Here is a 12,701-nt window from a genome sequence, read left to right as displayed (position 1 = left end):
CCGGCGCCACTCAGATCTCCACCTGCGCGCCCAGCTCCACCAACCGGTTGCCGGGGATGCGGAAGAAGCCGGTGGCCGGGGCGGCGTTGCGGTGCATGACCGCGAACAGCTTGTCGCGCCAGATCGGCATGCCGCGGTTGGCGCTGGCCACGATGGTCTCGCGGCTGGCGAAATAGGTGGTGTCCATCGGGTCGAAGTAGATGCCGCCCTGGTCGCAGGAGCGCATCAGCGCCAGCGGCACGTCAGGGGTCTCCATGAAGCCGAAGCGCACGATCACCCGGTAGAACTCGTCGCCGATGGCGTCCATCTTCAGCCGCTGCTTGGCCGTGGCGTAGGGCACCGGCAGGGTCTCCACGGTCAGGAACACGTTGCGCTCGTGCAGCACCTTGTTGTGCTTGAGGTTGTGCATCAGCGCGTGCGGCACCACGAGCGGATCGGCGGTCAGGAACACCGCGGTCCCCGGCACCCGCACCGGCGGCGCCAGCATCAGCCCGGGAAGAAAGGTATCGAGCTTGATGCCGTCCTTGCGGATCTCGCCCTGCAGCAGCTTGCGACCGCGACGCCAGGTGCGCATCAGGGTGAACAGGATCAACCCCAACAGCAGCGGGAACCAGGCGCCATCCATGAACTTGATGATATTGGCGTAGAAGAACGCGCAGTCCACCGCCACGAACACTACTGCCATCATCCACAGCAGGACCCTGGGCACGCGCGGATTGGCGCGCGCATAGATGACCATCAGCACGGTGGTGATGAGCATGGTGCCGGTGACCGAAACGCCGTAGGCGGTGGCCAGGGCGGTGGAATTGCCAAAGCCCAGCACGGCCATGATCACCAGCGCCAGCAGCATCCAGTTGACCCCGGGAATGTAGATCTGGCCGATCGTCGAATCGGAGGTGTGGCGGATGTGCATGCGCGGGATGTAGCCGAGCTGGATCGCCTGGCTGGCCACCGAGTAGGCGCCGGTGATCACCGCCTGCGAGGCGATCACGGTGGCCGCGGTGGCCAGCACGATCATCGGATACAGGCCCCACTCCGGCACCGATTCGTAGAACGGATTGCGCACCGCCGCCGGGTCGCGCAGCATCAATGCCCCCTGCCCCAGGTAGGTCAGGGTCAGCATCGGCAGGACCAGGAAATTCCACGAATAGCGGATCGCCTTGGCGCCGAAATGGCCCATGTCCGCATACAGCGCTTCGCCGCCAGTGACCGCCAGCACCACCGCGCCGAGGACGAACACCGCGTGCCAGTTGTGCTCGGCGAAGAAGCGCACGCCCCACCACGGATTGAGTGCATGCAGCACCTCCGGCGCCTTGGTGAGGTTGTAGACGCCGATCGCGCCCAGCGCCAGGAACCACAGCACCGTGATCGGACCGAACGCCTTGCCGACCCGCTCGGTGCCGAAGCGCTGCGCCACGAACAGCATCACCAGCACCATCACCGTGATCGGCACGACGAAGCTGTGCAACCGCGGCGCCGCCACCTCCAGGCCCTCCACTGCCGACAACACCGAAATGGCCGGGGTGATCACCCCGTCGCCGAAAAACAACGAGGCGCCGAAAATGCCCAGGATGCCGACCACGTATACCGAACGCGAGCCGCCGGGCAGCGTGCGCTGCGCCAGCGCGGTCAGCGCCATGATGCCGCCCTCGCCATCGTTGTCGGCGCGCATGATGATCGCCACGTACTTGAGCGTCACCACGATCATCAACGCCCAGAACACCAGCGACAGGATGCCCAGCACCGTGTCGTGGTCCGGGGTCAGGCCGTAATGCGGCGAGAACGCTTCCTTCAAGGTATACAGCGGACTGGTGCCGATGTCGCCGAAGACGACGCCGATGGCGCCCAGCACCACGGCGAAACCGGTCTTGCCGTGCGCGGCGTCGTTGCCGTCGCAGGGGGCTGGAGTAGAAGTGTGGTTCGAAGACATGGCGAAGTCAGGTTAGCGCCGCGAGGCGTGAAGGAGGAGGTACGGCGCGCGGTCAGCGCAACGCGGCCTGCAGGGCCTTGCGGATGACGCTGGCGACCTCGTCGCCGTCGGCGGCGGCGTCGCGCGCCATCTTCGCCGCCTCGGCCGGCTTGTAGCCGAGCTGCTGCAGCGCCACGGTGGCCTCGGACACCGCATCGGTGCCGAGCTGGCCGCTGACCGGCGCGCCGCCGCTGAAGTCCGCAGCGCGGTCGCGCAGCTCCACCACCATACGCTCGGCGGTCTTCTTGCCAATGCCGGGGATGCGGGTCAGCGCAGTGACGTCGGCGCTGGTGACCATCCGCGCGAACTCGTCCACGCTGACCCCGGACAGCACCGCCAGCGCGATCTTGGCGCCGATCCCGGTGACCCGCTGCACGTCGCGGAACAAGCGCCGCTCGCCCTCGCGCAGGAAGCCGTACAGCGACACGCTGTCCTCCTTGTGCGCGTAGTGGGTGAACAGGATCACGTCGCGACCGACGTCGGGCAGATCGTAGAAGGTGCTCATCGGCGCCTCCAGCTCATAGCCGACCCCGCCCACGTCGATCACCAGCCACGGCGGCTGCTTGTAGGCGAGGATGCCGCGCAGACGGCCGATCACTGGAGCGCTCCGCGGGCGGGACCGGGGACCTGGACCAGGGATCGGAGACCGGGCAAGAGCAAAAGCAGTGCATGCTGGATGGTTGTCAGCGCTCGCGTGGAACGTGCAACGCTCTCCGGGCCGGGGTTTTCACCGGTCCCCGGTCCCCGGTCCCCGGTCCCGCCAATCGTCACCATCATTTCCTGCTCCAAGCCTGCTGCGTACTGACGCCCAGGCGCTGCGCGGTCGCGCGCACGTGGGCATGGGTGATGGCCACCGCCAGCGCGTCGGCGGCGTCGGCCTGCAGTTTTCCGGTCAGACTCAACATCAGACCGACCATATGTTGCACCTGCTGCTTCTCGGCCGCACCCTTGCCGACGATCGCCAGCTTGATCTCCTTGGCCGCGTACTCGTGCACCGGCAGGTCGCGCAGCACCACCGCGCAGATCGCCGCGCCGCGCGCGTGGCCGAGCTTCAGCGCCGCGTCGGCGCTCTTGCCCATGAATACCCGCTCGATCGCCACTTCCTGCGGCTGATATTGCTCGATCAGCGCGCCCAACCCATGCAACAAGCGCTTGAGCCGCTGCGAGAAGTCGCCTTCGCCGAGCAGCAGCAACGGCGCATGGTAGACATGGGTGGTACGGCCGCTGCCGTCGATGTCGATGATGCCCACGCCGGTGCGCTGCGAACCCGGATCGATGCCGAGGATGCGCACGGCTCCGAGACCGGGGACCGGGGACCACGGACCGGGGGCAGTCATTGGGGTCCGCATTGGACAGTCCAGGCGAAGCAAGCACCTGCAGATACGCAGATCCCGCTTTCACGGGTCCCCGGTCCCCGGTCCCCGGTCCCGCACCTCAACTCACGCATAACCGCCCAGGTCGGCATTGGAATACACCGCCTGCACATCGTCCAGGTCTTCCAGCATATCCAGCAGCTTGCGCACCTGCAGCGCGGTGTCGCCCTCCACGGCGATGTCGTTGTCGGCGCGGAAGCTGATCTCGGCATGGTCGGCGGACAGGCCTGCCGCCTGCATCGCGTCTTTGACCGCGTGGAACGCATCTGCCGGGGTCAACACATCGATCGCGCCGTCCTCCGCATAGACCACGATGTCGTCGGCGCCGGCCTCGATCGCCGCCTCGGTGATGGCTTCCTCGTCGGCACCGGCAGCGAAGCTGAGCACACCCAGGCGCTTGAACATGAACGCCACCGAGCCTTCGGTGCCCATGTTGCCGCCGCACTTGCTGAACGCGTGGCGCACGTCGGCCACGGTGCGCACGCGGTTGTCGGTCAGGCAATCGACAATCACCGCGACCCCGCCCGGGGCATAGCCCTCGTAGCGGATCTCCTCGTACTCCACCCCTTCCAGCTCGCCGGTGGCCTTCTTGATCGCGCGCTCGATCACGTCCTTGGACATGTTCGAGGCCAGGCCCTTGTCCATCGCCACGCGCAGGCGCGGGTTGTTGGACGGGTCGCCGCCGCCGGCGCGCGCGGCGACGCCGATCTCGCGAATGATCTTGGTGAAAATCTTGCCGCGCTTCGCATCGGATGCGTTCTTGCGGGCTTCGATCGAGGGGCCTCTACCCATGGGGCGTTCCGGACATCAGTAAGGACAAGCGACGGATTTTACTCGATTGCGCCGCCGCGCCCGCATCGGCGACGCTGGCGGCCACCATGCCGACTGCGGCGCGCCCGTCCCAGTGGCCGAGACCCTTCTGCAGCAAGGCCGCGCTACGCCCCGGAGCGATGCCGAGCAACAGCGCCTGCGCCGCCGCGCTGCCGGCCAGCGGCATGCCCAGGCAGACCACACGGGTCACCGGCAGCTGCGGCGCCTGGCGCAAGGCATGCAGCGCGATCACCCCGCCCAGGCTGTGCCCGGCCAGCGCCGCCTCGGCGCCGCCGAACGCGGTCGAATAGCCGAAGCTGGCGACACGAAAGCCATTGCGGCGCAGCCGCAAGGCCAGCGGCCCGAGCCAGGCGCCGTTGTTCCAGATCCCGTGCAGCAACAGGACCTGGGACAACGGACCGGCCGCGCGCCCGCGAAACGGTAAAGCATCACGGTTCGAACGACCAAGGCGAAATTCTGGCCCCAGCTGCCTCAAGAAAGCGCACTGCCGGTCGTTAACGCAGAGTGGTCCATTGCTACGTCCACTCGATGTAGCAACGGCGAAAAAATCCGCGCCATCTGAGCATGCATCGAACAATCGCTGCATGGCATCGCGATAGCCGCGGGAGTGACAGAGCAGGCACATGGAAAATTCAATCCCACGCATCAACTGACGCGCCAAGCCATTCTCAATCCGGATGCGGTCCAGGGCCAGCCGGCCCATCGGCTAGCGGCGGACCACGGAAACAGGATCGAAACGCAGGTCTGCGCAGTCATCAAGGAGAAGCGCTGCATGTATAACAGAGGCATCATTCTGGCATCCTGCGTCGCCGTGGCGGCCGGCGTCTGGTTTGGAGGTTGCGTCTCGAAGAGCGGGGCCTCTCATGCCGCATCCAACGCCGGCCAAGCCGCCGCGCAGGGCCAAGCCCCGGTCAAAACTGCGCTTGCCCGCAGCGCCGCCAATGGCGCCTCGCCGCAGCTCGCCCCAGGCACTTCCCCCTACTTCGACGCACCGGACAACGGCACGCTGGTCACTTATGTCGGCCACGCCACACCGGCCAAGGAAGGTCCATTCGAGCTCTTTCCTGCGCGCATCAGCGAGCGTTACGCGTTGCGCGCCACGATGGAGGGCAAGATGACCATCGTCGCGCCCGACGGCACCCGGCTGCAGATGGATTACGTCCGCCACACCGAAGGCAAGAACGGCAACTGGACCTGGGTTGGACGTTTGCCCGGCGCGCTGGTGGGTGAGGAATCGGTCATCACCTTCGGCAAGAACGCGGTGTTTGGTTCGCTCGGCGCCAGCGGCGGCAAGGTCTACCGGATTTCCACCGTCGAGGGGCAACCTTATGTGATGGCGGCATCCGAAGTCGAGGTGCGATCGGCGGCGCCGAGCAGGCGTGGCGATGCGCGGGAGATGCTGCCCAGCGCCAACGCCGCGCCGCTCGCGGCGGCCACCGGCACCATTCCCAACTACAGCAACTTGGGCAAGGTCAATGCCGCCGCCGGCACCACCTCCACCAATACGATCGACGTGGTGCTTGGCTATACGCCGGACTACAAGGCATATCGGGGCGGGGAGTCGGCCACAGAGACGGTGCTGACCAATCTCGTCGAGGTCGCCAACCAAGCCTTCGCCAATGCCAATGTGCAGGCGCGCTATCGCCTGGTCGGCATCATCGAAGTCGGCTATACCAACAACAACGACAATAGCCAGGCACTGGACGAACTGACCTGGATCCAGGCCTACAACGACGCATTCCGCCCGATTCGCCAGGTGCGCGAGAACGACGGCGCCGATCTGGTCGCACTGGTCCGTCGCTTCAATAGCGCCAGCCAAAACAGTTGCGGCGTCGCCTGGGTCAATGGAAGCACCGATTCTCGCTATGCGTACGCGATTGTTTCCGATGGCGTTGACGGCAACTACTACTGCTACTCGACAACGCTTGGACATGAACTCGGGCACCTGCTGGGTTCGCATCACCAACGCGAAACCGGGCAAGAAACCGGCTATAACTACGGACACCGTAGCGACGTGGGCAGCTTCCACACGGTGATGGCATACGCCGTCAATGGCCAGCGCGAAGTCAACATCTACTCGACTCCCTCGATCCAGGGATGCTATGGACAGGCCTGCGGCGTGATTGCCGAAGCCGACAACGCGTCCGCGTTCATGCTCACCGTCCCGCGCGTTGTTCAATACAGAGCGACCGTGGTGCCGTTCGACGACTCGAGTTCGCCAGGCCAGATCGTCGGCCCCTCCGGCAAGTGCCTGGACGTGGTGGATGGCAGCACCGAGAACACGGCGCGGACGCAGGTCTGGGGATGCAACGGCTTGCGCCAGCAGAAATGGCAGTGGCAAAGCAAAACCCGGACGCTGCGCAACAACGGCACCGACAAGGTTCTGGATATCGCCGGGGCGAACAGCAGCAACGGCGCGGGCGTGCAACTCTACCAGGGGTTGAATGCATCCAACCAGCGCTGGAGCTTTCGCTCGTCCGCCATTATCGCCACTAGCGGCAAGGTGCTGGACGTGGTCAACGGGGGATCTGGCAACGGCGCGCGCCTGCAGACTTGGGACAATCTCGGCGGCAGCAACCAGACCTGGCAATTCGATTCGGCCACCGGCGCCATCCAGGTGTCCAGCGGACGCTGCCTCGACGTGATGGGCGGCGGCGTGACCAATGGCACTGCAGTGCAACTCTGGGACTGTTCGGGGAACAAGTACCAGAAATGGTCGCTGGGCACGAATGGCTCGATCGTCGGCTACGGCGGCAACTGCCTTGAAGCCAGGGGGAGCTTCGGCGCGAACGGCAACACCATCCTGATGGCCACCTGCAATGGAAGCGCCGCGCAAGCCTGGCGGATTCGCGGGCAGATCCGTAGCGACTTCAATAACAAATGCCTCGATGACTCCGAAGGCGGCAGGAGCAACGGCGCGCGTGTGCAGATGTGGGAGTGCCTGGGCAATCCCAACCAGACCTGGGAACTGCAGCCCAACTGACCGGGCGACCGGCCAGAGCGTTTCCCAACAGGGCGTGTCGTTCAGTCTCCAACGGATCGTTCTTGTTGCGCATGCGCGAGCAACGACGAATGGATGGGCATGAACGACACGCCCTGCCTGCATGCGGCGGCATAGTCAAAGAAGGACTCCGCTGCATGTCCCGGCATGCAGGGCACTTCCGAGTGACAACGGCAACTGCGCCGAAAACGTGCCGCCTTACCAACAGCGATCAGGCGTTCAACAGGGCGCAAAGCCGGCGAGGCAATGCGCTGCCGTCGCTGCGGGCCGACGGCCAGACTACTGCCGCGGCACGCGGCGCAGAATGAACTCCAGATCGCGGGTCTGCCCGACCGGGAACTCGTAGCTGCCGACCTTCTCGAAGCCGTAGCGCGCGTAGAAACGCTGCGCGCCGAAGTTTTCCGACCACACGCCGATCCACAGCGTGCGCGGGCCTTCGCGTTCCAGCCAGGCCAGCGCGGTTTCGAACAGGCGGCTGCCCCAGCCGCTGTTCTGGTGCGAACGCAGCAGGTAAAGCCGCTTCAGTTCGCCGTCGCCGGGCCGCACCTCGGCATGCGGCAGGCCGCAGGGGCCGGCCGCGGCATGGCCCACCGCCACGCCGTCGTCCTCCAGCAGCCAGACCGCGTAGTCCGGGTGCTGCAGGATGGTGCGCTGCCGCGCGGCGGTGTAGGTCTGGTCGAGGAAGCCATGCAGGTCCTGCGGCGAATACAGATGCCCGAAGGTTTCGGTGAAGGTGGCCGCGGCCAGCGCCGCCAGAGTGGCGGCGTCGTCCGCGGTGGCCTGGCGGATCGCCAAGGCCATCGCTCAGCCCTGCACCGGCTTGGCGCGCACCTGCACGTGCACTTCGGCCAGCTGCGTGTCGGCGATCGGCGACGGCGCGTCGGTCATCAGATCCTGCGCGCCGGTGGTCTTGGGGAACGGGATCACGTCGCGGATCGATTCGGTGCCGGCCATCAGCGCGGCGATGCGGTCGATGCCGAAGGCGATGCCGCCGTGCGGCGGCGCGCCGTAGTTCAGCGCATCGAGCAGGAAGCCGAACTTGGCGCGCGCTTCCTCGGCGCCGATGCCGAGCAGTTCGAACACCGCGCTCTGCATCTCCGGGCGGTGGATGCGGATCGAACCGCCGCCGATTTCATTGCCGTTGAGCACCATGTCGTAGCTGCGCGACACCGCGGTCCTGGCATGCGCGCGCAGCTGCGCGATGTCGTCCACCGCCGGCGCGGTGAAGGGGTGATGCAGGGCGACGTAGCGCTGCGCTTCCTCGTCCCATTCGAACATCGGGAAATCGGTGACCCACAGCGGCGCCCAGCCGGCCGCGACCAGGCCGAAGTCCTTGCCGGCCTTCAGCCGCAGCGCGCCCATGAAGTCGGAGACGGTGTTGTAGCCGCCGGCGCCGAAGAACACGATGTCGCCCGGAGATGCTTTCACTGCCTTGAGCAAAGCAATAGTTAGCTCGGGACCTAGCACCTTTACGACCGAGCCAGTCACTTGGTCGGTATCAAACCCACTTTGGACAGATCCTCCACCCGAGGCGCCAGCAGGCGTTTGGCCAAACTTCAACCAGGCTAAGCGCTTGGCGCCGTACTTGGCCGCGTGCGCGGCGTAGTCGTCGATCTGCTTGCGCGACAGGCTGGCGCCGCCGGGAATGCGCAGCGCGGCGACGCGGCCGGCGGCGTCGGCGGCGGCATCGGCGAACACCTTGAACTCGCTACCCTTGACCAACTCGGCCACATCGACCAGTTCCAGGCCGATGCGCAGGTCCGGCTTGTCCGAGCCGAAGCGGCGCATCGCCTCGGCCCAGGTCATGCGCGGAAATTCGGCGGCCAGTTCCACGTCCACCACTTGCTTGAAGATGTGACGGATCATCTGCTCCACCGCATCCTGCACATCGCGCTCGCGCACGAAGGCGAATTCCATGTCGAGCTGGGTGAACTCGAGCTGGCGGTCGGCGCGCAGCGCCTCGTCGCGGAAGCAGCGCGCGATCTGGTAGTAGCGGTCGAAGCCGGCCACCATCAGGATCTGCTTGAACAGCTGCGGGCTCTGCGGCAAGGCGTAGAACTCGCCCGGATGCATGCGCGCCGGCACCAGGAAGTCGCGCGCGCCTTCCGGTGTGGCCTTGGTCAGGATCGGGGTCTCGATGTCCTGGAAGCCGCGCTCGTCCAGGTAGCGGCGCAGCGCCTGCACCAGCTTGATGCGGGTGCGCTGCATGCGCTGCATCTCCGGGCGGCGCAGATCCAGGTAGCGGTACTTCAGGCGGGTTTCCTCGCCCGGGTTCTCGTGCGCATGGAACGGCAGCGGCGCGGCCTTGTTGAGGACGGTGATGCGGGTGGCGATCACCTCGACCTTGCCGCTGCGCAACTTGTCGTTGACCGCATGCCGCGCGCGCACCACGCCTTCCACCTGCAGCACGTCCTCGTAACCCAGCGAGGCGGCGACCGCGAACACCTCCGCGTTGTCCGGCTCCACCGTCACCTGGACGATACCCTCGTGGTCGCGCAGGTCGATGAAGCAGACCCCGCCGAGATTGCGGGCGACATCGGTCCAGCCGGCCAGGGTGACGGTTTGGCCGATCAAGGTCTCGTCGACCAGGCCGCAGAAGTGGGTACGCATCGCAAACTCCAAGGTGGGGCCGCCGGCGCAGAACGCGCCGGCAAGCCGGATATTCTGCGGCGCGGCGCCGGCCCGGGCAAATCGCACCGCAACTCACCTGGCCTTAAGTTTCCGTGAGGCTATAGTCCGCCCACCGTCACGGGCATCGGAGGGGACCCATGTTGAAGCAACTGAGCGGTTGGTTGTTGATGGCCGGACTGGCCTTGGCCAGCGGGCCAGTGGTCGCGCAAAGCGCGCGCGCCTACGCGCCGGAGGACCTGCGGCAGCTGTCGATGCCGAGCCGGGTGCGGGTGATCGAGCGCGAATACGCCGACCAGACCCGCGGCCGGCAGATCCCCGACGACCAGTTGGAGTTCTACCTGGACCAGATCGACCGCGGCTGGGGCTTCGGCCGCATCCAGCAGGACATCTCCACCTCGCTGCGCGGCAGCAGCGGCCAGTGGCTACCGCAGCCGGGCTTCGACGCGCAGACCGTCGCCTGCTCCAGCAACGACCGCAAGCGCCGCCAGTGCGCGACTCCGTTCCGCGGCCGCGCGCGGCTGGTCGGCGCGCTGTCGGACTCGCCGTGCATCGAAGGCCAGACCTGGGGTTCCGGCCCCGGCGTGGTGTGGGTGGACGGCGGCTGCCGCGGCCGCTTCGCCGAGGGCCGCGGCGGTTGGGGCGATGGCGGTGGCCCAGGCCCAGGCGGCACCATCCGCTGCGAGAGCCAGGACCAGCGCCAGCGCGTCTGCAACACCGGCTGGCGCGATGCGGTGCTGGTCCGGCAACTGTCAGATACCCGCTGCATCGAAGGCCGTAGCTGGGGCCAGCGCGACGGCATGGTGTGGGTGGACGATGGCTGCCGTGGCGAGTTCGCCGAAGGCCGTGGCCGCGGTGGCGGCGGCTGGGGTCCGGACCGCCCGCCGTCCGGCGACGACTACTCGGTGACCTGCAGCAGCGACGACAAACGCCTGCGCAGCTGCGCCTGGGATCGCGGCCAGGGCCGCCCGGCGGTGATCCAGCAGTTGTCCGGCACCACCTGCGTCGAGGGCCGCAACTGGGGCTACGAGGGCAATGCGGTGTGGGTCAAGGAAGGCTGCCGGGCACGCTTCGGCGCGCGCTGAACCACGCTGTGCAGGAACGCGAACGGCCCGGAGGCGACTCCGGGCCGTTTGCATTTCCAGGACGCCCTGCTCAGGTCGCGGCGGGCTTGGCGGCCGGCGCCGACGCCGGTGTGGCCGCGGGTGCTGCAGCAGACTTGGCCGCGCTATCGGTGGAGGCGGCCGCGGCGGCCGGCTTGGGCTCGCCGGCACTGCCGCTGCCGGACTCGGCCAGGTTGCGCTTCTTGTCGCCGTCCTTCTTGAAGTCGGTCTCGTACCAGCCGCTGCCGGACAGACGGAACGAAGGTGCGGTCAGCTGGCGCTTGACCGCGGACGCCCCGCAGGACGGACAGGTATCGGGATCGGGATCGGACAGCTTCTGCAGGCGGTCGAAGCTGTGACCGCACTCGGCACATTGGAACGCATAGATCGGCATGGCGGCAAAAACGCGAAAGGAACACAGGCAGCCAGTATGGGGCCCGGGCGCCGGCTTTCAAGCAATGCCGGCGCGTGGCGCCCTGCCCTGCATTCCCCAGCGAGCCGCAGCGGCGCTGCGCGGGTTCTGAACTGCGGGCCGCTCAAACGGCCGCCTGCGGCAGCGCTGGCCGCGGCGGATCGACCGGCGGCCGCGGCGGATCTTGCGCAGCCGGCGCCTCCGGCACGCCCTGGGCCGGCGCCGCCGGCAGCGGCGCGGCCTCGACCGGGTCCACATCGAACGGCATGCGGAACAACAGCGATGGCAGCAGCGTGCTCAGCGCCGCGTATAGCAGCAGCGCACCGAACAGCGCATCGGCGATGGCGAAGCGCTCGCGCAGGATCCCGGCCAGCACCAGGGTGAAGATCAGGGTCGGCGCCAGCGCCAGCGACACCCGCAGGCTGCTGCGCGCATCCTCGCCGAACAGCAGCCGCCGCTGCAGCCAGAGGATGCCGATGCGCAGCGGCAGCACGCACGCAGTCAGCGCCAGGCCCATGCCTAGCGCCTGCAGGCTCAGCGCCCCGGTCGGCACCTTGGTGCCGGCATTGAAGAAGTAGAACGGCACGAAGAACGAAGCGAACAGCCGTACCGCGTGCAGGTTCTCGTCGGAGGCCAGCAACGGCATGCGCTGGCGCAGCAGGCGCGCGACCAGGCCGGCGATGAACGCGCCGACCAGGTAGTACACGCCCAGCGAATAGGTGATGTAGGCGGCGATCAGCCCGACCATCACCAGCAGCGAGAACTCCGACCCGGGCGCCTGCGGCGCCACCCAGCGCCCCAGCGCCACGAACAGCAGCGGCAGGCCGACCAGCATCGCCAGCAACGCCAGGCTGGACAGGCCCATCCGCCAGGGATCGCCGGCCTGCAGGATCACGAACAACGCCGCCAACGCTAGCAATTCGCCGGCGATGGCCTTGCTGGTGACCCAGAAGCGCTCCTCCTCGCTGAGCCCGAGCCGGCCCAGCGAATCGATGATGAAGCCGGTGGACGGGGTCAGCAAGGCCAGCGCCAGCAATCCGGCCGCCTGCCACGGCAGCGCGGCGTAGCGCCAGGCCAACCACCCAACTCCGAACAAGCTGCCGCCGCGCACCAGCAGATGCAGCAGCAGTGGCCACATTCCGCGGCGTAGCGCCTTCGGGTCCACCTCCAGACCGGCGAACAGGAACAGCGAGGAGATGCCGAGCGTGGCCAGCAGCACGATCACCGCATCATGCGCCCGCTCGCCCATCGCCAGCATCGCGACGATGCCGAACAGCAGGCAGGTCAGCGGCGCAGGCAGCTTGAAGCGCTGCAGCGCGCGCGGGATCACCAGCAGGGCGAAGATCAACAGCAGGTAGATCAGTTCGTGGCTCATCGGGAAGTG

The 12,701-nt window shown here is 67.2% G+C and carries 11 protein-coding genes; 2 read left to right on the top strand and 9 right to left on the bottom strand.

Features of this window, described 5'->3' with window-relative positions; all coding sequences use genetic code 11:
• Positions 1-10: 10 nt before the first annotated feature.
• The 5 genes from E4A48_RS01915 to E4A48_RS01895 form a co-directional block, all read right to left on the bottom strand.
• A complete protein-coding gene (locus E4A48_RS01915; protein ID WP_039005731.1) occupies positions 11-1,930 on the bottom strand; it encodes a potassium transporter Kup in 1,920 nt (639 codons plus the stop codon).
• A 52-nt stretch (positions 1,931-1,982) separates the two neighbouring features.
• Positions 1,983-2,567 (bottom strand): Holliday junction branch migration protein RuvA, encoded by a 585-nt coding sequence (gene ruvA, locus E4A48_RS01910; protein ID WP_039005734.1) that lies wholly within the window; start codon positions 2,565-2,567, stop codon positions 1,983-1,985.
• A 175-nt stretch (positions 2,568-2,742) separates the two neighbouring features.
• Complete coding sequence (gene ruvC, locus E4A48_RS01905) at positions 2,743-3,306, bottom strand: crossover junction endodeoxyribonuclease RuvC (protein ID WP_052234988.1); 564 nt, start codon at positions 3,304-3,306, stop codon at positions 2,743-2,745.
• A gap of 102 nt (positions 3,307-3,408) precedes the next feature.
• A complete protein-coding gene (locus E4A48_RS01900; protein ID WP_039005736.1) occupies positions 3,409-4,134 on the bottom strand; it encodes a YebC/PmpR family DNA-binding transcriptional regulator in 726 nt (241 codons plus the stop codon).
• Positions 4,127-4,567, bottom strand: coding sequence for an esterase/lipase family protein (locus tag E4A48_RS01895; RefSeq protein WP_230812520.1), 441 nt, complete (start codon positions 4,565-4,567; stop codon positions 4,127-4,129). Before E4A48_RS01895 ends, E4A48_RS01900 begins: the two co-directional genes overlap by 8 nt.
• Positions 4,568-4,780: 213 nt before the next feature.
• On the opposite strand from E4A48_RS01895, the gene E4A48_RS01890 reads away from it, so the two are divergent.
• Positions 4,781-7,156, top strand: coding sequence for a ricin-type beta-trefoil lectin domain protein (locus E4A48_RS01890; protein ID WP_260608036.1), 2,376 nt, complete (start codon positions 4,781-4,783; stop codon positions 7,154-7,156).
• A gap of 297 nt (positions 7,157-7,453) precedes the next feature.
• Here E4A48_RS01890 and E4A48_RS01885 read toward each other — a convergent pair whose 3' ends face one another.
• The gene (locus E4A48_RS01885; RefSeq protein ID WP_053838671.1) at positions 7,454-7,975 is read right to left on the bottom strand and encodes a GNAT family N-acetyltransferase; all 522 of its coding nucleotides are present in this window, start codon (positions 7,973-7,975) and stop codon (positions 7,454-7,456) included.
• Between the two features lie 3 nt (positions 7,976-7,978).
• Positions 7,979-9,784 carry an aspartate--tRNA ligase gene (gene aspS / locus E4A48_RS01880; protein ID WP_039008909.1) on the bottom strand — a complete coding sequence of 602 codons (1,806 nt, stop codon included), beginning with the start codon at positions 9,782-9,784 and terminating at the stop codon, positions 7,979-7,981.
• 158 nt (positions 9,785-9,942) lie between these two features.
• Between aspS and E4A48_RS01875 the strand changes: the two genes are divergently transcribed.
• Positions 9,943-10,887 (top strand): DUF3011 domain-containing protein, encoded by a 945-nt coding sequence (locus tag E4A48_RS01875; RefSeq protein ID WP_080763367.1) that lies wholly within the window; start codon positions 9,943-9,945, stop codon positions 10,885-10,887.
• A gap of 70 nt (positions 10,888-10,957) precedes the next feature.
• Here the strand turns inward: E4A48_RS01875 and E4A48_RS01870 are convergent, their stop codons facing one another.
• On the bottom strand, positions 10,958-11,299 hold the full coding sequence (locus E4A48_RS01870) for an FmdB family zinc ribbon protein (protein WP_039005739.1): 342 nt from the start codon (positions 11,297-11,299) through the stop codon (positions 10,958-10,960).
• A 142-nt stretch (positions 11,300-11,441) separates the two neighbouring features.
• A complete protein-coding gene (locus tag E4A48_RS01865; RefSeq protein ID WP_142741801.1) occupies positions 11,442-12,692 on the bottom strand; it encodes a cation:proton antiporter in 1,251 nt (416 codons plus the stop codon).
• Positions 12,693-12,701: the final 9 nt, after the last annotated feature.

The sequence above is a fragment of the Xanthomonas translucens pv. cerealis genome (genome assembly GCF_006838285.1).
In the GTDB taxonomy this organism is placed as follows: domain Bacteria; phylum Pseudomonadota; class Gammaproteobacteria; order Xanthomonadales; family Xanthomonadaceae; genus Xanthomonas_A; species Xanthomonas_A cerealis.
This window is presented reverse-complemented; position numbering and strand designations above follow the sequence as displayed.

Coding starts and splice junctions, on each gene's coding strand:
- E4A48_RS01865 (WP_142741801.1), bottom strand. CDS start 12,692: ATGAGCCACGAACTGATCTACCTGCTGTTGATCTTCGCCCTGCTGGTG.
- E4A48_RS01885 (WP_053838671.1), bottom strand. CDS start 7,975: ATGGCCTTGGCGATCCGCCAGGCCACCGCGGACGACGCCGCCACTCTG.
- E4A48_RS01875 (WP_080763367.1), top strand. CDS start 9,943: ATGTTGAAGCAACTGAGCGGTTGGTTGTTGATGGCCGGACTGGCCTTG.
- E4A48_RS01900 (WP_039005736.1), bottom strand. CDS start 4,134: ATGGGTAGAGGCCCCTCGATCGAAGCCCGCAAGAACGCATCCGATGCG.
- E4A48_RS01915 (WP_039005731.1), bottom strand. CDS start 1,930: ATGTCTTCGAACCACACTTCTACTCCAGCCCCCTGCGACGGCAACGAC.
- E4A48_RS01870 (WP_039005739.1), bottom strand. CDS start 11,299: ATGCCGATCTATGCGTTCCAATGTGCCGAGTGCGGTCACAGCTTCGAC.
- aspS (WP_039008909.1), bottom strand. CDS start 9,784: ATGCGTACCCACTTCTGCGGCCTGGTCGACGAGACCTTGATCGGCCAA.
- ruvC (WP_052234988.1), bottom strand. CDS start 3,306: ATGACTGCCCCCGGTCCGTGGTCCCCGGTCCCCGGTCTCGGAGCCGTG.